This window comes from Amycolatopsis sp. NPDC003865, from assembly GCF_053605345.1.
Map to the genome: position 1 here is coordinate 160,892 of NZ_JBSGJA010000001.1, position 16,501 is coordinate 177,392.

Annotated in this window: 19 protein-coding genes; 12 read left to right on the plus strand and 7 right to left on the minus strand. The window is 72.6% G+C overall.

Translation table 11 applies throughout. From position 1 onward, the window contains the following. Window positions 1-81: 81 nt before the first annotated feature. The 4 genes from ACWEVP_RS00880 to ACWEVP_RS00895 all read left to right on the plus strand — a co-directional run bounded on the left by ACWEVP_RS00880 (window position 82) and on the right by ACWEVP_RS00895 (window position 4,312). Entirely contained in the window at window positions 82-2,094 is a 2,013-nt protein-coding gene (locus ACWEVP_RS00880; protein WP_452060545.1) for an MGH1-like glycoside hydrolase domain-containing protein, read from the plus strand. Between the two features lie 164 nt (window positions 2,095-2,258). Continuing rightward, window positions 2,259-2,732 (plus strand): hypothetical protein, encoded by a 474-nt coding sequence (locus ACWEVP_RS00885; RefSeq protein WP_452060546.1) that lies wholly within the window; start codon window positions 2,259-2,261, stop codon window positions 2,730-2,732. 42 nt (window positions 2,733-2,774) lie between these two features. Beyond that, window positions 2,775-3,584 carry a nucleotidyltransferase gene (locus ACWEVP_RS00890; RefSeq protein ID WP_452060547.1) on the plus strand — a complete coding sequence of 270 codons (810 nt, stop codon included), beginning with the start codon at window positions 2,775-2,777 and terminating at the stop codon, window positions 3,582-3,584. Next, window positions 3,581-4,312, plus strand: a complete 732-nt coding sequence (locus ACWEVP_RS00895; protein ID WP_452060548.1) for a metallophosphoesterase family protein — start codon at window positions 3,581-3,583, stop codon at window positions 4,310-4,312. The genes ACWEVP_RS00890 and ACWEVP_RS00895 overlap by 4 nt, the downstream gene beginning before the upstream one ends. 25 nt (window positions 4,313-4,337) lie before the next feature. Here ACWEVP_RS00895 and ACWEVP_RS00900 read toward each other — a convergent pair whose 3' ends face one another. Both ACWEVP_RS00900 and ACWEVP_RS00905 read right to left on the minus strand, forming a co-directional pair. Beyond that, window positions 4,338-4,742: a ChaB family protein gene (locus ACWEVP_RS00900; RefSeq protein ID WP_452060549.1), complete on the minus strand. Its 405-nt coding sequence runs from the start codon at window positions 4,740-4,742 to the stop codon at window positions 4,338-4,340. A 10-nt stretch (window positions 4,743-4,752) separates the two neighbouring features. After that, window positions 4,753-5,406: a TetR/AcrR family transcriptional regulator gene (locus tag ACWEVP_RS00905; protein ID WP_452060550.1), complete on the minus strand. Its 654-nt coding sequence runs from the start codon at window positions 5,404-5,406 to the stop codon at window positions 4,753-4,755. A 114-nt stretch (window positions 5,407-5,520) separates the two neighbouring features. On the opposite strand from ACWEVP_RS00905, the gene ACWEVP_RS00910 reads away from it, so the two are divergent. Together ACWEVP_RS00910 and ACWEVP_RS00915 are read left to right on the plus strand one after the other, a co-directional pair. After that, window positions 5,521-6,108 carry an SRPBCC family protein gene (locus tag ACWEVP_RS00910; protein WP_452060551.1) on the plus strand — a complete coding sequence of 196 codons (588 nt, stop codon included), beginning with the start codon at window positions 5,521-5,523 and terminating at the stop codon, window positions 6,106-6,108. Between the two features lie 23 nt (window positions 6,109-6,131). Beyond that, window positions 6,132-6,470, plus strand: a complete 339-nt coding sequence (locus ACWEVP_RS00915; RefSeq protein ID WP_452060552.1) for a hypothetical protein — start codon at window positions 6,132-6,134, stop codon at window positions 6,468-6,470. Here the strand turns inward: ACWEVP_RS00915 and ACWEVP_RS00920 are convergent. Further along, window positions 6,460-6,756, minus strand: a complete 297-nt coding sequence (locus ACWEVP_RS00920; RefSeq protein WP_364455042.1) for a DUF1540 domain-containing protein — start codon at window positions 6,754-6,756, stop codon at window positions 6,460-6,462. The two genes, ACWEVP_RS00915 and ACWEVP_RS00920, sit on opposite strands and share 11 nt — an antisense overlap. 108 nt (window positions 6,757-6,864) lie before the next feature. Then, a complete protein-coding gene (locus tag ACWEVP_RS00925; RefSeq protein ID WP_452060553.1) occupies window positions 6,865-7,704 on the minus strand; it encodes an LLM class F420-dependent oxidoreductase in 840 nt (279 codons plus the stop codon). Between the two features lie 122 nt (window positions 7,705-7,826). Between ACWEVP_RS00925 and ACWEVP_RS00930 the strand changes: the two genes are divergently transcribed. The 3 genes from ACWEVP_RS00930 to ACWEVP_RS00940 all read left to right on the plus strand — a co-directional run bounded on the left by ACWEVP_RS00930 (window position 7,827) and on the right by ACWEVP_RS00940 (window position 9,978). Continuing rightward, window positions 7,827-8,312, plus strand: coding sequence for a hypothetical protein (locus tag ACWEVP_RS00930; protein WP_452060554.1), 486 nt, complete (start codon window positions 7,827-7,829; stop codon window positions 8,310-8,312). Between the two features lie 333 nt (window positions 8,313-8,645). Next, complete coding sequence (locus ACWEVP_RS00935) at window positions 8,646-9,407, plus strand: choice-of-anchor P family protein (protein ID WP_452060555.1); 762 nt, start codon at window positions 8,646-8,648, stop codon at window positions 9,405-9,407. A 4-nt stretch (window positions 9,408-9,411) separates the two neighbouring features. After that, window positions 9,412-9,978, plus strand: coding sequence for a class F sortase (locus ACWEVP_RS00940; RefSeq protein ID WP_452060556.1), 567 nt, complete (start codon window positions 9,412-9,414; stop codon window positions 9,976-9,978). On the opposite strand, the gene ACWEVP_RS00945 is transcribed toward ACWEVP_RS00940, so the two are convergent. The 3 genes from ACWEVP_RS00945 to ACWEVP_RS00955 are packed head-to-tail and all read right to left on the minus strand — an operon-like array spanning window position 9,975 to window position 13,347. After that, the gene (locus tag ACWEVP_RS00945; protein WP_452060557.1) at window positions 9,975-10,721 is read right to left on the minus strand and encodes a succinate dehydrogenase/fumarate reductase iron-sulfur subunit; all 747 of its coding nucleotides are present in this window, start codon (window positions 10,719-10,721) and stop codon (window positions 9,975-9,977) included. The two genes, ACWEVP_RS00940 and ACWEVP_RS00945, sit on opposite strands and share 4 nt — an antisense overlap. After that, complete coding sequence (locus tag ACWEVP_RS00950; RefSeq protein ID WP_452060558.1) at window positions 10,718-12,649, minus strand: fumarate reductase/succinate dehydrogenase flavoprotein subunit; 1,932 nt, start codon at window positions 12,647-12,649, stop codon at window positions 10,718-10,720. The genes ACWEVP_RS00945 and ACWEVP_RS00950 overlap by 4 nt, the downstream gene beginning before the upstream one ends. Then, window positions 12,649-13,347, minus strand: a complete 699-nt coding sequence (locus ACWEVP_RS00955) for a succinate dehydrogenase cytochrome b subunit (protein ID WP_452060559.1) — start codon at window positions 13,345-13,347, stop codon at window positions 12,649-12,651. The genes ACWEVP_RS00950 and ACWEVP_RS00955 overlap by 1 nt, the downstream gene beginning before the upstream one ends. 71 nt (window positions 13,348-13,418) lie before the next feature. On the opposite strand from ACWEVP_RS00955, the gene ACWEVP_RS00960 reads away from it, so the two are divergent. From ACWEVP_RS00960 to ACWEVP_RS00970, 3 genes are read left to right on the plus strand one after another with little or no spacing between them, the layout of a single operon-like run. Further along, window positions 13,419-14,357, plus strand: coding sequence for a LysR family transcriptional regulator (locus ACWEVP_RS00960; RefSeq protein ID WP_452060560.1), 939 nt, complete (start codon window positions 13,419-13,421; stop codon window positions 14,355-14,357). A 23-nt stretch (window positions 14,358-14,380) separates the two neighbouring features. Beyond that, entirely contained in the window at window positions 14,381-15,946 is a 1,566-nt protein-coding gene (locus tag ACWEVP_RS00965; RefSeq protein ID WP_452060561.1) for an amidase, read from the plus strand. Between the two features lie 31 nt (window positions 15,947-15,977). Continuing rightward, window positions 15,978-16,442, plus strand: a complete 465-nt coding sequence (locus ACWEVP_RS00970) for a MarR family winged helix-turn-helix transcriptional regulator (RefSeq protein WP_452060562.1) — start codon at window positions 15,978-15,980, stop codon at window positions 16,440-16,442. The last annotated feature ends 59 nt before the right edge of the window (window positions 16,443-16,501 follow it).

Here is a 16,501-nt window from a genome sequence, read left to right on the forward strand (position 1 = left end):
AGAATCCCCGCGGCCGGCGGGAAAAACCCGCATTCCGTGGTGGACTGTCCCCGGTCCCCCGGCGCCGGAAGAGGTACGCGCATGAGGAAACGGGTCCGTTCGGCACTCTTCGCGACGGTGGTCGCGTGCGGCGTGATCGCCACCCCGGCGGCCGCGAGCGCGGCGCCACCGGCGCTCGAGTTCGCGAACCCCGGCAGCCAGGCCCTGTTCGGCACGGCCTACCAGGAAGCGCTGGACAACCTGCTGCGCACCAACACCATCGGCTACGACGCGAAGTACGACAAGAGCGGCCTGCTCGACCCGGCCACCGGCATCGTCCGCGCGGGCGGTGGGTACGACCAGCCGTGGACGCGCGACGCGTCGGTCAACAGCTGGAACGCGACGAGCCTGCTCTCCCCCGCGCTCGCCCGGAACACGCTGTGGGCGGTCGTCGACAAGGACTCCGGCGGCGCGCTGCGCGTCCAGCAGGACGACCAGCAGTGGGACCAGGTCGTCTGGGCGACGGCGGCGTGGCACCACTACCTGGTGACCGGCGACACCGGCTTCCTCGCCGACGCCTACCGCACGACGGCGAACACGCTGAGCATCCGCGAACACGCCACCACGGCCGGGTTCGACGCCGAGTACGGCCTGTTCACCGGCGCGTCGTTCTTCAACGACGGCATCGCCGGCTACCCCGTGCCACCCGCCGACGCCACCGAGTCGGTCAGCACCGGCAGCATGCCGTGGCCGGGCGTCGCGAGCGGGATGTACCTCAGCACCAACGAGATCTACTACGCCGCCTACGTCAACGCCGCGAACATGGCGGAGCAGCTGCGGCGCCCGGGTGCGGAGGTCGCCGGTTACCGGACGAAGGCGAACGCGCTGAAGTCCGCGATCAACGAGCACTTCTGGAACGCGAAGACCGGACTCTACGACTACCAGCTGCTCGCCGACGGCTCCCGCGGTGCCTACCAGGAAGGCACCGGGCTGGCCTTCGCCCTGCTCTTCGGCGTCGCGAACCCGGCGCAGGCCAGGTCGATCGTGGCCAACGCGCGGGAGATGACGTGGGGCATGCCCGACACGTTCCCGAACTGGACCCGCTACTCGGACGCGCAGCCGGGACGGCACAACGCGATCGTCTGGCCGCTGGTCCAGGGCCTGTGGGCGAAAGCACTGGCCGGGCAGGGGAACCAAAGCGCCTTCGCGTCGGAGGTGGCGCGGCTGGCCGAACTGGCGGGCGGCAACAGCGGGTACTGGGAGATCTACAACGGCACCACCGGGGTCGTGGACGGCGGCTACCAGCGGCTCGGCGACACCGTGAAGTTCCACTGGGGCTCCGAACCCGACCAGACCTGGTCGGCCACAGCGTTCCTCGACATGGTCCACACCGGCCTGTTCGGGCTGAGGTTCACCGACCGCGGCCTGGTGTTCGCGCCCGACCTCCCGGCCGGCTGGGGTGACGTCACCCTCCGGAACCTCCGCTACCGCAACGCTTCCCTCACGATCGAGCTGCGCGGCGCGGGCACCCGGGTCGGCTCGGTCACGATCGACGGCCGTCCCGCGCCCGGCGCCACCGTGCCGGCCACGGTGACCGGCGACCACACCATCGCGATCACGCTGACCGGCGCGGCCGCCGGCGACCGCGACGGCGACGGCGTGCCCGACGCGGCCGACCGCTGCGCCGACACCGCGGGAACGGTGAGCGGCTGCCCCGCCCCGGACCACCTCGAAGCGGAGGACGCGCTCAACACCGGCGGCGTGAAGACGAACGTGAACCACACCGGCTACTCGGGCCGTGCGTTCCTCGACGGGCTGTGGGCGCAGGGCGCGGCGTCGACGTTCACCCTGCACCGCGCGACCGGCGACCCGGCGACGACCGCGCTCACCGTGCGGTACGCCAACGCCAACAGCGACACCCGCACGATGACGCTGTCGGTCGACGGGCGGCGGCTGCGGCAGGTGAGCTTCCCGAAGGTCTCCGACAGCTGGGACGCCTGGGGCACGGTGACCTTCGGCGACGTCCCGCTCACCGGCCGGGACCCGGTGGTCACGCTCTCCTACGCACCGGGCGACACCGGCGCGATCAACCTCGACTGGCTGGCCGCGGGCTGACGCGTCACCCGAACCGGTGAACTCCCGGCCCGGCCGTCACAGCCGGGCCGGAGAGCCCTCTCGATGGTCGTCGCGGTGGCCGGGCGGCACGCCCCCCGACCGGCCGGCCACCGCACACGCCGCCGGCCCCGGTTAGGCGCGGGCGGGCCGGGTACCTGGCCGGGATGACGGAGAACCGAGACGCCGGCGCTTCGGTCCGGCAGTTCACCGCCGAGCTGGCCGACGCGGCGAGGGACGGCGCGTACGACGTGGTCGCCGACGCACTGGGGATCCTCGCCCGCGCGGGGTCGTCCCGGGTCCCCGGCGAGGTCGCCGCCGAGCTGGTCGGCCACTGCACGGCGGTGGTCCGCGCCCGCCACCCGGCCGATCCCGGGGCGGTCTTCACCGTGGCCGTGACCGACGAGGAAGCCCGGCCGGTCGAGGTGGACCGGCTGCCACCCGGGCCGCTGGCGGCCCTGCGCGCCCTGCTGGCCGATCTCGGCGAGGACGACGAGAGCCGCGACATCCAGCTGGAGCTGGCCGCCCGCGGCGCGCCGGACGAGGTCGTCGGCGTCGTGATCCACCTGCTCGTCTGGCTCGTGGAGCTGTCCGGCAGCGAGACCGGCACCCTGCCCCCGCTGAGCTGCTTCGCCCGGTGAGCCCCGCGGGTTGAGCCGCGGCGCAGCGGGTAATCGTCCCCCATGGGACCGGATGCCCTGCTCCAGAGCCTGACGCGCGTGGTGACCGCCTTGGACGGGACCGGTCTCCGGTTCGCCGTCGCGGGCGGGCTGGCCGTGTACGCCCGCGGCGGGCCGCCGTCCGACCACGACGTCGACCTCTTCCTCAAGCCCGGCGACACCGAGCTGGCCGCCGAAGTGCTGACCGCGGCGGGGCTGCGGCGGGAGCACCCGCCCGAGGACTGGCTCACGAAGGTCTACGACGGCGACGTCCTCGTCGACCTGATCCACCGGCCCAACCACCGGCCGGTGACCGACGAGCTGCTCGACCGCGCCGCGCTGATGCGCGTGGGCCCGACCGCCGCGCCGGTCCTGTCCGGCACCGACCTGCTCGTGGACAAGCTGCTCGTGCTCGACCCGCACCGCTGCGACTTCGAGCCGCTGCTGCGGATCGCGCGCGATCTGCGCGAGCAGGTGAACTGGACCGAGGTCGCCGTCCAGGTGTCGGCTTCGCCGTACGCGCGGGCGTTCCTGGGCCTGCTCGGCGACCTGTCCGTGATCGACCCGAAGGAGGCTCTCGTGCCCGAACCGCCGCAGTACCTCGTCGCCCGCCTGAGCCGGGCGCTGGCCGAAGACACCCGCACCGCCGAACTCGGCGTGCACGTGACCGTGCGCGGCGAGCACGTCCACCTGACCGGGGAGGTCACCTGCCCGGCGCGGAAGGCGGAGGTGGACGCCGTCGTCGCCGAGTACCTGACCGGGGAGCTGGTGCACAACGACGTCCGGGTCGCCGACGTCCGGGAACCGGCGAGCGCGGAGGAGATCAGCCGATGAGGATCGCCGCCGTCGGGGACGTGCACCTCGGAGAGGATTCGCGGGGGCTGCTGCGCCCCGCGCTGGACCACCTGGCCGGCACCGCGGACGTCCTGCTGCTGGCCGGCGACCTCACCCGGCACGGCACGTGCGCGGAGGCCCGCGTGGTGGCCGACGAGGTCGCCGGGCTGGGCGTGCCGGTCGCCGCGGTGCTCGGCAACCACGACCACCACAGCGACGAGGCGGAGGGGATCGCGGAGCTGCTCGGCGAGGCCGGCGTGGTGGTGCTCGAGGGCACCGCCGCGCGGTTCGACCTGCCGGACGGGTCCCTGGGCGTCGCCGGCGTGAAGGGGTTCGGCGGTGGCTTCGCGGGCAAGTGCGCCAGCCGGTTCGGCGAGCGGGAGATGAAGGCGTTCGTCGAGACGACGATCGCGTCGGCGGACTCGCTGCGCTCGGCGCTGGCGTCGCTGGAGACGGACGTGGTCGTGGCGTTGACGCACTACGCGCCGATCCCGGGGACGCTGCACGGTGAGCCGCCGGAGATCCACCCGTTCCTGGGGTCGTACCTGCTGTGCGAGCCGATCGACGAGGCCGGCGCGGACCTGGCGCTGCACGGGCACGCCCACTTCGGCTGCGAGCAAGGCGTGACGCCGGGCGGGGTGCGGGTGCGCAACGTGGCCCAGCCGGTGATCCGGAAGGCCTACGCGCTGTACGAGCTGAGCCCCGCGAAGCAGCCGGCCCGCCGCTGAGCCACCGGATTCCGGCGGCCCGGCTTCACTTCCCTCGGCGAGCGCGGTCGGTGCGGCGCCGGTTCTCCTTCTCCAGCGCGGCCACCAAGTCCTCTTTGGACATCCGGGACCGGCCGGGGATGCCGAGCTGCTTGGCCCGCTCGTACAGGTGCTGCCGGCTCGCCGTCGCGTTCACTCCCCCGCGCGTCGGCTTGGCCGGCTGCCCCGCGCCGCGGGCCGCCTGCTCGTCCGACGGTCCGCGTTCGGGCTTCGGCTCCCAGTGGTCGCCGACCTTTTCGAACGAGTGCTTCACCGCCGAGTACGCCGTCTGCTGGGCGCGGCGGCCGGGGCCGTAGGTCTCCAGCGCCGAATCATGGGCCGCCACCCACGTGTCCTGGGCCTCGCGCGGGGAGCGCAACAGCGTGCTGGGCAAGTCTTCGCGTCCGGGCATGCCCGCTCGGCTACCCCTCGGCGCGGGGCGCCAAACCGGCGATCTCCTCGTCGATCAGCGGGTCGGTGTCGAACAGCATCCCCGTGAAGTGCCCGGCCAGCTCCAGCGAGAGCACGCCGTGCAGGCGCGTCCAGAACGCCAGCGCCCGGTGCAGCACGGCCGCCGGCGCGGGATGGCCACCCGCCCACGCCCGGTGGCCGTCGAGGTGAGCGTCGAACGGCGTCGCCGGCCCGCCTTCGCCCAGCGCGCCGCACGCTTCGATGAGCACGGCCATCACCTCGAACGAGATCGCCGTCGTGTCCTCGGGCGCGTGGTAGCCGGGGACGGGCGTGCCGTAGATCAGGAAGTACCGCTGCGGGTCGCCGCGGGCCCAGTCGCGGATGACGCGCGCCAGCCCGGCCAGGTCCGCGCCGTCGTCGTAGGCCGCCCGGACCGTGTCGGCGATGCTCCGGTAGGCGTCCCGGATGAGCGCGGTGATCAGTTCGTCCCGGCTCGCGAAGTACCGGTAGAGCGCCGGGCCGCTCATGCCCAGCTGCTTGGCGATCGCGTTCAGCGACAACGCCGGCACGCCCGCCGTCGCGATCTGCTCCCACGCGTGCTGCTTGATCTCCGCGCGCACCTGCGCCCGGTACCGCTCGCGCGAAGTCGGTCCTGCGTCCGTCATGGCGGCCCCTTCCTGACGGGTTAGAGGTTATCACTTTTCTTATTGACACTAAGCACAGGTAAGTTATAGCTTCTAACTACAGCAAGAGCCACTAACACTTCGAGGGGAACCATCATGATCAACGCCTTGTTCGCCGTCCCACTGGCCGCCACGGCCCTCTTCGCGGCCGCACCGGCCGACGCGGCCGCCGCACGCCCGCTGACCTGCCGCGGTCAGGGCATCGACCCCGCGGCACAGCTGCACTACGGCGCCGAAACGTTCGTGAAGGCGCCGCCGGACACCGTCTGGAAGACGCAGACGGACGTCGAAGGGTGGCCGGCGTGGCAGTCCGCGGTCACCAGCGCGAAGCGGCTCGATCCCGGCCCCCTGCACCCCGGCTCGCGGTTCCGCTGGACGACGCCCGCCCCGGCAACGCCGTCCTCCCCCGCCACCACGCTCGTCATCACGTCCACGGTCCACCAGGTCCAGCGCGACCACTGCGTCCGCTGGAGCGGCCCCGCGATCGGCGAAGGCCTGCGCATCGACCGGGGTGTCCACGTCTGGACGTTCACGCCGGTCCGGGGCGGCGTCGTCGTCCGCACGGAGGAGAGCTGGACGGGCGCGCAGATCGAGGCCGACCCCGCGACGGCCGTCAAATACCTCGCGCCGGGCCTCGACCGCTGGCTGGCCGACCTCAAGACCGCGGCCGAAGCCGCGTGCTGACCCGCTCGCGAAGGGAGAAGACGATGACCGCACCCGTTCGCCCGACGCGCGGCGTTCTCGTTGCCGCGTGGGTGTTTCCCGTCATGGTGCTCGGCCAGTTCGCGTTGCTGGCCGGGATCCCGGCCGTGATCGTGCTGGCGCGCACGCTGCGTTCGCCCGCGGCCCGCTGGTGGGGCGCGCTGATGGCGACGGCCTACGTCGTCCCGCTGGCCGGCGGGCTGCTCGGGCCGGGCACGGCGCCGAGCCTGTCGAAGTCGTTGAGTCCCGTGGCGACCGGGGTCGTCGCCGCGGCCGGTGCCGCGGCGGCCGCCGGGCTGCACTTCGCCCGGCGGCGCGCCACGGCGGCGCCGGCTACTTCGTGAAGGTGAGGCAGTTGGCGGAGTGACCGCCTTCGCCCGGGCCGACGCGCACGCTCGACGCCGTGCACTCCAGCGCCGAGTTGTGCCGGCAGTCGGCCCGGGAGCAGGCGCCGACCTGGGCCACGACACGGTCGAGGCCACCCTTGGTGTTCAGCGGGACGAACGTGCCGCAGTCCGCGGACCCGTTGTCGCCCCCGACGGTGATCGCGAAGGCGTGGCAGCCGTCGTGGTTGTAGGAACAACCGCTGACGGTGCATTCGTGCACGGCGGGCATTTCGGTGGTGGTCATGCGCGGCTCCTGGATCCGTGGTGGGAAAGCAGTTCGGTGTTCCGACGCTCCCACCGGGTCCGGGGCCGCGCAATTCGCGGCAACCCGGCCGGGTGAACGGAAGCCGCGTCAGCGCAACGGTTCGAGCGCCTTCGCCAGCGGCTCCAGCACGGCCGGGGTGTGCGGCGGCGGCAGGTAGACGATCGCGAGGTCGAGACCGGCTTCGCCGAGCGCCTCCGCTTCGGCGGCGACCTTGGCGTAGTCGCCGTCCGGGCTCAGCCGGACGTGCGAAGACAGCGTGATCTCGGCCGGGTCGCGGCCGATGTCCGCGCAGTGGCGGTGCAGGACGTCGCGCTTGTGGGCGAACTCCTCCGGCGCGCCGCCGACGAAGTTCCAGTGCTGGGCGTACTTCGCGGCGGTGCGCAGGGTGCGCTTCTCGCCGCTGCCGCCGATGCAGATCGGCGGGTGCGGCGTCTGCACGGCCTTCGGTTCGCAGCGGGCGTCGGTCAGCTGGTAGTGCTCCCCTCGGAACGTCGTCGTCTCCTGCGTCAGCAGGCCGACGAGCACCTCGCAGGCTTCTTCGAAGCGGTCACTGCGCTCCTTGACCGGACCGAGCCGCATGCCGTACGCGCCGGACTCCTCCTCGTTCCAGCCGGCGCCGATGCCGATCTCCAGCCTGCCGCCGGAGACGATGTCGAGGGTCGCGGCCATGTTCGCGAGCAGCGCCGGGTGGCGGTAGTGGATGCCGCTGACCAGCGTGCCCACGCGCAGCCGCCGGGTGGCCTGCGCGAGCGCGGTGAGGGTGACCCAGCCTTCGAGGCACGGGCCGCTCGAGTCGGAGAAGATCGGGTAGAAGTGGTCGAAGGTCCAGCCGGACTCGAACAGCTCGATCTCGTCGGCGGCCTGCCACACCGCGAGCATGTCCGCCCAAGCCGTGTTCTGGGGCGAGGTCTTGATGGCGAATCGCATGATCGTGATCGTAAACCCGGAGTTCCTCCAGGTGGCGGCCCGAATGCCGATCGCTCGATCCGGTGAAGCACCTCGTCGTGCCGCCCGCCCCGGGGTACCCCGCCGGAAAGGAGGAGGAGACGATGCCCGACAACGAACTCCCGGGGTTCCTGATCATCGGCCTGATCTTCGTGCTCGCCGACGGCCAGATCCTCTACCGCGGCGGCCGCCGCTACCTCGGCGGCCCGGACGGTGGCGACGGCACCGGATCGATGGCGTGGATGGTGGTGACGGTGTTCCACCTGGTCGCGTTCGGGGTGCTGGCGCTGCTGTCGGTGGTGGGCCCGGGCTGGTCGGGCTCGACGGCCGCCCTCGTCGGCAGGCTGGGCGTGTTCCTCCTGCTGCTCGCGGTGGCCCACGCCTCGACCCTGGCGGTGCTGGGCCGCCGCCGGCAGGACACCATCGTGGAGACGCACCTCCAGGAGACCGAGCGGCCGTCCGAGGTGTACGTCCAGCCGGTGCCGGAGGCGGCGGTGGAGCAGCCGGCCGTCACCCCCGTTCCGGGACAGGGCGGCCCGGAACCGCGCGTGAGCCCGGACCTCGGGAACCGCGGGCCCTACCGTGCTTGAAACGGCCGTGGCGGTCACATGACGCTGCGTGTTCGCCGCCGCCCGTCCAGGTAATCACTCTTCCGTGGGCGATCGGGCGGCAGACCGCCCCGAATGCCGCAATGCGCGCTACTCCCCGTCCCCCCATCGCGGATTTCCTCATTCGCGCATGACCGCTTCGAGTTGCCCGTGCGGCCGGTGATCACTTTTCGCGATCCGCCGGGATCGGCTGCGCCGCAACGGATCCTTGCCCCGCGTAGCGATTTTGATAGCGTGGCCGGGCTTCCCTCGCCGCCGGGGCACGACCCCGTCGCGGCTTCTCCTCGTTTCCCTTGCGGCGAAAGGACTTTCCTCATGCGCACGACCCTGCTCCGAGCCGGGAGCCTGGCCGGGGTGACCGTCGCCGTCCTCGCCGGGGCCGCCGGCGTCGCCACCGCGGACGACACCGTCACCGGCTCCGCCTACGGCGCCTCGGCGAGCGTTTCGCTGCTGCCCGGGGTGCTCACCGGCGGCAAGGGCGGCACCGTCGACACCGGACAGCTGGCCGCGTCGAGCAGCGGCGGCCCGGCCGAGGCGAGCGTCGCCGACGCGCCGCTCGAAGGGCTCGTGACCGCCAAGGCCATCAGCAGTTCCGTCGTCGGCGGCGCCGGCACCGTGGCCGCCAAGGCGAGCGTCGCCGAGGTCACGCTGCCGCTGCTCGCCGCGGCCGCCGGGCGCGTCCCGTCGATCCGGCTGATCAGCGCCCGCTGCGGGTCCGCCGACGGGCACGTCACCGGCAGCAGCGACCTCGCCGGCGTCAACCTCGGCCGGCTCGGCACGCTCCCCGCCGCCACGTCACCGAACCAGAAGCTCGGCATCCCCGGCGTCGCCGAAGTGATCGTCAACGAACAGCTCCAGCGGTACGACGGCGCCCTCGAAGTGACAGCCCTGCACATCAAGCTGCTCGGCGGCAAGACCACCGGCGCCCTGGGCAGCGGGGACGTCAAGCTCGCGTCCGTGACGTGCGGGCCGTCGAAGGAACGCGCGCCCGAAGCGCCGCCGCGCGGGCCGGGGCAGGTCGTCGTCGTCCCCGCCGGCGCGCCGCAGACCGGCGACGGCAGCCTGGCCGAGGGCTGAGCCGATGCTGCGTCGCGCACTCCTCGTCGCCGTCACCGCGCTGCTGCTCGCCGGCTGCGGCGCGACGACGACCCCGGCCGCCGCCCCGCCGCCCGCTCCGGCCGCCGCCGCGGCACCGACGCGGTCCCTGCCGACCGCGCTCGACGTCCCCGCCATCGACGCGAAGTCGACGCTGGTGTCCCTCGGGCTGAACGCCGACCGCACGGTCGAGGTGCCGCCGGTCGACCAGCCGCTGCAGGCCGGCTGGTACGAGTACGGCCCGACGCCCGGCGAGGTCGGGCCGGCGGTGATCCTCGGCCACATCGACGGCGACCACCGCAAGGGCATCTTCTGGCGGCTGCACGAGCTGAAGCCGGGCGACCCGGTGCACGTCGACCGCGCCGACGGCGGCAAGCTGACCTTCGAGGTGACGAAGGTCGACCAGATCGCGAAGAAGGAGTTCCCCACGGAAGCCGTGTACGGCAACACCACCGACCCCGAGCTGCGGCTGATCACCTGCGGCGGCAAGTACGACGCGGCGAACCGGAACTACCTCGACAACGTGATCGTGTACGCCAAGCTGAAGCGCTAACGGCGGCCCGAGCGGCTCGCCTTCCGGAACTCCCGGTTCAGGCTGGCGATGCTCGCGAACGGGATCCCCTTCGGGCAGGCCGCGACGCATTCCCCGGTGTTGGTGCAGCCGCCGAAGCCCTCGGCGTCCATCGTGTCCACCATGTCCAGCACGCGCTGCGCCCGCTCCGGTTGTCCTTGCGGGAGCAGCGAAAGGTGCGTCACCTTCGCGGCGGTGAACAGCGTCGCCGAGCCGTTGGGGCACGCCGCCACGCAGGCGCCGCAGCCGATGCACGTGGCGTTGTCGAAGGCGAGGTCCGCGTCCGGCTTCGGGACGGGGGTCGCGTGGGCATCCGGCGCGCTGCCGGTCGGGGCGCTGACGTAGCCGCCGGCCTGGACGATCCGGTCCAGCGCCGAACGGTCGACGACCAGGTCCTTGATCACCGGGAAACCCCTGGCGCGCCAGGGTTCGACGTCGATGACCTCGCCGTCGCGGAACGAGCGCAGGTGCAGCTGGCACGAGGTCGTGCGCTCCGGTCCGTGCGCCTGCCCGTTGATCACGACGCCGCAGGAGCCGCAGATGCCCTCGCGGCAGTCGTGGTCGAAGGCGATCGGTTCCCCGCCGTTCTCGATCAGCTCCTGGTTGAGGACGTCGAGCAGTTCGAGGAAGGACATGTCGGGGCTGACGCCGTCGACCGGGTAGGACACCAGCTCGCCCTCGGCGGCCGGGCCGGCCTGCCGCCAGACGCGGACGGTGAGGTTCATGTGTAGCTCCGCTGGGTGGGGTGGACGTGCTCGAAGGTGAGGTCCTCGCGGTGCAGCACCGGCGGGCCGTCCGGTCCGCCGTACTCCCACGCGGCGACGTACGAGAACCGTTCGTCGTCGCGCCGGGCCTCGCCTTCGGGGGTTTGGTGTTCTTCGCGGAAGTGGCCGCCGCAGGACTCCTCCCGGGCGAGAGCGTCGATCAGCAGCAGCTCGGCGAGCTCCAGGAAGTCCGCCACGCGCCCAGCCTTCTCCAGCTCCTGGTTCAGCGTGGCCGCGTCGCCGGGGATGCGGACGTCCCGCCAGAACTCCGCGCGCAGCTCCGGGACGCGGTCGAGGGCCTTGCGCAAGCCCTCGCGGCTGCGGGACATGCCGCAGTGGTCCCACATGAGCAGGCCCAGCTCGCGGTGGAACGAGTCGACCGACCGCGTGCCCTTGACCGCCATCAGCTTCGCGATCCGTTCGCGCACTTCGGTTTCCCCCTGCGTGACCGCGTCCCGCGGGACGTCGCCGAAGCGGTTTCCGGCGAGGTAGTCGTTCAAGGTGGCCGGGAGCACGAAGTAGCCGTCGGCGAGGCCCTGCATCAACGCCGACGCGCCGAGCCGGTTGGCGCCGTGGTCGGAGAAGTTGGCCTCGCCGATGACGAACAGCCCGGGAATCGTGCTCTGCAGGTCGTAGTCGACCCACAGCCCGCCCATCGTGTAGTGGATGGCCGGGTAGATCCGCATCGGCACCTCGTACGGGTTCTCCGCCGTGATCCGCTCGTACATCTCGAACAGGTTCCCGTATCGGGCCTCGATCGCCGGGCGGCCCATGCGCTCGATCGCGTCGGCGAAGTCGAGGTAGACGCCCAGCCCGCCGGGGCCGACGCCCAGCCCGGCGTCGCAGACGTTCTTCGCCGCCCGCGACGCGATGTCGCGCGGCACCAGGTTGCCGAAGCTCGGGTACAGCCGTTCGAGGTAGTAGTCGCGCTCGGCCTCGGGGATCTCCCGCGGCGGGCGGGTGTCGCCCTTGCGCTTCGGCACCCAGATCCGGCCGTCGTTGCGCAGTGACTCGCTCATCAGCGTCAGCTTCGACTGGTGCTCCCCCGACCGCGGGATGCAGGTCGGGTGGATCTGGGTGAAGCACGGATTCGCGAAGTACGCACCGCGCTTGTGCGCCCGCCAGATCGCCGTCGCGTTGGAACCCTTGGCGTTGGTGGACAGGTAGAAGACGTTGCCGTAGCCGCCGGTCGCCAGGACGACGGCGTCGGCCAGGTGCGTCTCGATCTCGCCGGTGACCAGGTCGCGGGCGACGATGCCGCGGGCCCGGCCGCCGACGACGACCAGGTCGAGCATCTCGGTCCGCGGGTGCAGCTCGACGTTCCCGGCGTCGATCTGCCGCGACAGCGCCTGGTAGGCGCCGATCAGCAGCTGCTGGCCGGTCTGGCCGCGCGCGTAGAACGTCCGCTGCACCTGCACCCCGCCGAACGAGCGGGTGTCGAGCAGGCCGCCGTACTCGCGGGCGAACGGCACGCCCTGCGCGACGGCCTGGTCGATGATCTGCGCCGACACCTGCGCTAGCCGGTACACGTTGGACTCCCGGGAGCGGAAGTCGCCGCCCTTGACCGTGTCGTAGAACAGCCGGTACACCGAATCGCCGTCGTTGCGGTAGTTCTTGGCCGCGTTGATCCCGCCCTGCGCGGCGACCGAGTGCGCCCGCCGGGGCGAGTCCTGGAAGCAGAACTGGACGACGTGGTAGCCCTGTTCGGCCAGGGTGGCCCCGGCCGAACCGCCGGCCAGCCCGGTGCCCACCACGATCACGCGGTGCTTGCGCCGGTTCGCCGGGTTCATCAGCTTCGCGGCGAACTTCCGTTCGTCCCAGCGCTGTTCCAGCGGGACCGCCGGGGTCTTGGTGTCGGCGATCGGGTCGCCGGTCCGGTAGTCGCCCATCAGTCCACCAGTCCCGTCATGATCGCGACCGGGACGAGCGCGTAGCCGCCCGCGATCACGATCGCCGTCGCGTTGCCGAAGAGCTTGATCGCCCGTTCCCGCCGCGCGCTGGTGACGCCCAGCGTGCGCGCGGCGCTGGCGAAGCCGTGCTGGATGTGCAGGCCGAGCATGGCCAGGGCGGCGAGGTAGATCAGGTTCACCCACCAGACCCGGAAGTCCGCCACGAGGTTGTGGTACGGGTCGCCCGGCACGAAGTCGCGGTTCACCGCGCCGACGGTGAAGTCGAGGATGTGCCAGACGACGAACAGCGCCAGCGTCGCCCCGCCCCAGCGCATCGTGCGCACGGCGAAGGTCGCGCGCGCCGGCCGCCGGTGGACGTACGGGACCGGCCGCGCTTTCCGGTCGCGGCGCACCAGCTGGACCGCCGCCGTGACGTGCAGGACCACCGCCACGAGCAGGACCACGCGCTGGATCCAGAGGAACCACGCGTACGGCAGCACCGGCTCGCCGATCGTCCGCAGCCAGTGGGCGTAGTGGTTGAGGTCGTCGGCACCGAGGAACGTCTTCAGGTTGCCGGCCATGTGCGCGAAGCCGAAGGCGAGCAGCAGCGCGCCGGTCACCGCCATGACGATCTTCTTGCCGATCGTCGAGGCCCAGAACTGCCGGACGGGGCGCCGGGTCGCGAGGTCGTTCACCACCCGATCGACGGTAGGAGCGCGTCGACCAGAGGTCAAAGACATGATAGCTCTACAATCGATAGGCTGTGGCTATGCAGTTCCAGCAGCTCGCCTACTTCGTCGCCGTCGCCGAAGACCGCCACTTCACCCGCGCCGCCGAGCGGATGCGGGTCGCCCAGCCCTCGCTGTCCCAGCAGGTCCGGGCGCTGGAACACGACCTCGGCGCGCCGCTGTTCCACCGCATCCGCGGGAACGTCTCCCTCACCGAGGCCGGCGAAGTGCTGCTGCCGATCGCGCGGCGGATCCTGGCGGAGACCGAAAGCGCGCGGCTCGCGATCCGGGAGCTCGACGAACTCGACCGCGGCCGCGTCCGGCTCGGCGCGACACCCAGCCTGTGCACGGGCCTGCTGCCCGCCATGCTGTCGGCGTTCCGCCGCCGCTACCCGGGCATCCAGCTGGAACTGCAGGAAAGCGGCTCGCGCGACCTGCGTCAGCGGTTGTCCGAAGGCGCGCTGGACCTGGCCTTGCTGGCGGCCGCGCCGACCGACCCGCACCTGGCGGCGACGCCGTTGCTGCTGGAGGAACTGGTCGTCATCTCCCCCGCGGACGCGCCGGTGCGCGGCACCCGGCTCGACGTCCGCGAGCTGGCCGACGTCCCGCTGGTGATGTTCCGCCGCGGCTACGACGTCCGGGAAGCGACGGTCAACGCCTGCCGCGCGGCCGGGTTCGAGCCGTCGTTCGCCATCGAGGGCGGCGAGATGGACGCCGTGCTGGAGCTGGTGCGCGCCGGCGTCGGGTCCGCGGTGGTGCCGAGCACCGTGGCGGGCGAGCGGTTCCGGATGACGCGCTTCGCGCCGGAAGCGGGCATGACGCGGATCGTGCAGCTGGCCCACCGCAAGGAAGTCGAGCCGACCCGGGCCGTCCGCGCGCTGCGCGCGGCGCTCGTCGGGTTCGTGGCCGACCGGGCGAACCTCCCACCCGGCATCGAGTCCCTTGTGGACGGACGCGGCGCCCGACCATCGGAGGGTTGACCGAGGCGCCGTTCCGGAGTGGCATGGACGCCGTGAATCGTCTGCGCTCGGCCGCCGTGCTCGCCGCCCTCGCCGGTTCCCTCCTGGTCCCGGCCCCCGCCACCGCCGCGCCCGCGCTGGGGTTCGACCTCGACGCGGCCACCATCCCCGAACTGCAGCAGCGGATGGACCACGGCGGCCTCACCGCCGTGCGGCTGACCGCCGCCTACCTCCACCGCATCGAAGCCGTCGACGGCAAGGTCCGTTCGGTGGTCGCCGTCGACCCGGGTGCCCTCCGGGCGGCCGCCGCCAGCGACGCCCGCCGCCGCGCGGGCCGCACGCTCGGGCAGCTGGACGGGATCCCGGTGCTGCTCAAGGACAACATCGACACGCGCGCGCAGCCGGCGACCGCCGGGTCGCGGGCGTTGCCGCGCAGCCGGCCGGCCGCCGACGCGGCGCTCGTGGACCGGCTGCGGCGTGGTGGCGCCGTGATCCTCGGCAAGACGAACCTGTCGGAGTGGGCCAACTTCCGGTCGACGCATTCGACTTCGGGGTGGTCCGCGGTCGGCGGGCAGACGAACAACCCGTACGTCCTCGACCGCAACCCGTGCGGCTCGTCGTCGGGCTCGGGCGCCGCCGTCGCGGCCACGCTGGCGCAGGTCGCGATCGGCACCGAGACCGACGGCTCGATCGTCTGCCCGGCCGGGGCCAACGACGTCGTCGGCGAGAAGCCGACGCTCGGGCTGGTCAGCCGGACCGGCGTCGTGCCGATCTCCGCGGAGCAGGACACCGCCGGGCCGATGGCGCGTCACGTCGTCGACGCGGCCGTCACGCTGTCGGTATTGCAGGGCCGCGACCCGGCCGACCCGGCGACGGCGGCGATCCCCGCGGGCCAGCCGCGGGACTACGCGGCGCTGCTGCGTCCGGACGCCTTGCGCGGCGCGCGGATCGGCGTCTGGCGGCTGGCCGGGCTGGACGCCGACGTCGACCGGGTCGTCGGCGACGCCGTGCGGACGCTGACCGCGCGCGGCGCGACGGTCGTCGACGTCGATCTGCCCTACCAGGACCGGATCGGGGCCGCGGAGACGCCGGCGCTGCTGACCGAGTTCAAGCGCGACCTCAACGCCTACCTGAAGCACCGGCCCGGGCACCCCGCGACGCTCGACGAGCTGATCGCGTTCAACCAGCGGGACCCGGTGGAGCTGTCGAAGTTCGGGCAGGAGCTGTTCGAGCAGGCGGCCGCCGCGCCCGCGCCGAGCGATCCGACCTACCGGCAGCAGCGGGCGACGGCGACTTCGCTGGCGCAGCGGTCGATCGACGAAACCCTGTCCCGGCTGCACCTGGACGCGATCGTGGCGCCGACCAACAGCCCGGCGTGGAAGACGGACTACGCGGCGGGCGACGCGTTCGTCCTCGGCTCGTCGACCCCGGCGGCCGTCGCGGGCTACCCGAACGTGTCGGTCCCGGCGGGCTTCGCGGGCCCGCTGCCGATCGGGGTGTCGTTCTTCGCCGGCCGCTGGGCCGACGCCCGCGTGCTCGCGTTCGCCGCGGCGTTCGAGCGGGCCGCCCCGGCGCGCCGGGCCCCCGCGTTCCTGCCCACCGCTGGTTAAGGTAGAGGACCGACGGTGAGGAGAGCGGCCGATGGTCACCCGCGCGGAGCGGAACGCGACGGACCCGGATCTGGGTGTCCTTTCGGGACGGCTGCTGTTCGCGGTGCAGCGCGAGCTCTTCGCGACGCTGGCGGCGCAGGGGTTCGACGACCTGAAGCACCGCCACGGCGCGGTGCTGGCCTACCTCGACCCGGGCGGTGTGCGGGCGACCGAGCTGTCCCGGCTTTCGGGGCAGTACAAGCAGATCATCGGCACGCTGATCGACGAACTGGCCGCGCTGGGGTACGTCGAGCGGCGCCCGGACCCGAGTGACCGGCGGGCGAAGCTGATCTGCCCGACCGAGCGCGGGCTGGCGCAGATGCGCGCGGCGGACGAGATCATGGCGGCCATCCAGCGCCGCCACGCCGACCGCCTGGGGCGCGAGGACTACGAGCGGTTCAAGCGCACGCTGGCGGACATCACGGAACACCAGCGCAACCAGCTCGGCAACGACTGATCCCCGTTCCCGGGTCCGCCGCGGCGGGTCGTGAGTGAGAACCAGTGTTCCGGCCCGGA

Bases quoted from the DNA above. Each gene is read 5' to 3' on its own strand.
- ACWEVP_RS00965 (WP_452060561.1), top strand. From the start codon at position 14,381: ATGGACGCCGTGAATCGTCTGCGCTCGGCCGCCGTGCTCGCCGCCCTC.
- ACWEVP_RS00895 (WP_452060548.1), top strand. From the start codon at position 3,581: ATGAGGATCGCCGCCGTCGGGGACGTGCACCTCGGAGAGGATTCGCGG.
- ACWEVP_RS00935 (WP_452060555.1), top strand. From the start codon at position 8,646: ATGCGCACGACCCTGCTCCGAGCCGGGAGCCTGGCCGGGGTGACCGTC.
- ACWEVP_RS00890 (WP_452060547.1), top strand. From the start codon at position 2,775: ATGGGACCGGATGCCCTGCTCCAGAGCCTGACGCGCGTGGTGACCGCC.
- ACWEVP_RS00915 (WP_452060552.1), top strand. From the start codon at position 6,132: ATGACCGCACCCGTTCGCCCGACGCGCGGCGTTCTCGTTGCCGCGTGG.
- ACWEVP_RS00970 (WP_452060562.1), top strand. From the start codon at position 15,978: ATGGTCACCCGCGCGGAGCGGAACGCGACGGACCCGGATCTGGGTGTC.
- ACWEVP_RS00910 (WP_452060551.1), top strand. From the start codon at position 5,521: ATGATCAACGCCTTGTTCGCCGTCCCACTGGCCGCCACGGCCCTCTTC.
- ACWEVP_RS00950 (WP_452060558.1), bottom strand. From the start codon at position 12,649: ATGGGCGACTACCGGACCGGCGACCCGATCGCCGACACCAAGACCCCG.
- ACWEVP_RS00880 (WP_452060545.1), top strand. From the start codon at position 82: ATGAGGAAACGGGTCCGTTCGGCACTCTTCGCGACGGTGGTCGCGTGC.
- ACWEVP_RS00930 (WP_452060554.1), top strand. From the start codon at position 7,827: ATGCCCGACAACGAACTCCCGGGGTTCCTGATCATCGGCCTGATCTTC.
- ACWEVP_RS00905 (WP_452060550.1), bottom strand. From the start codon at position 5,406: ATGACGGACGCAGGACCGACTTCGCGCGAGCGGTACCGGGCGCAGGTG.
- ACWEVP_RS00900 (WP_452060549.1), bottom strand. From the start codon at position 4,742: ATGCCCGGACGCGAAGACTTGCCCAGCACGCTGTTGCGCTCCCCGCGC.
- ACWEVP_RS00945 (WP_452060557.1), bottom strand. From the start codon at position 10,721: ATGAACCTCACCGTCCGCGTCTGGCGGCAGGCCGGCCCGGCCGCCGAG.
- ACWEVP_RS00920 (WP_364455042.1), bottom strand. From the start codon at position 6,756: ATGACCACCACCGAAATGCCCGCCGTGCACGAATGCACCGTCAGCGGT.
- ACWEVP_RS00960 (WP_452060560.1), top strand. From the start codon at position 13,419: ATGCAGTTCCAGCAGCTCGCCTACTTCGTCGCCGTCGCCGAAGACCGC.
- ACWEVP_RS00885 (WP_452060546.1), top strand. From the start codon at position 2,259: ATGACGGAGAACCGAGACGCCGGCGCTTCGGTCCGGCAGTTCACCGCC.
- ACWEVP_RS00925 (WP_452060553.1), bottom strand. From the start codon at position 7,704: ATGCGATTCGCCATCAAGACCTCGCCCCAGAACACGGCTTGGGCGGAC.
- ACWEVP_RS00940 (WP_452060556.1), top strand. From the start codon at position 9,412: ATGCTGCGTCGCGCACTCCTCGTCGCCGTCACCGCGCTGCTGCTCGCC.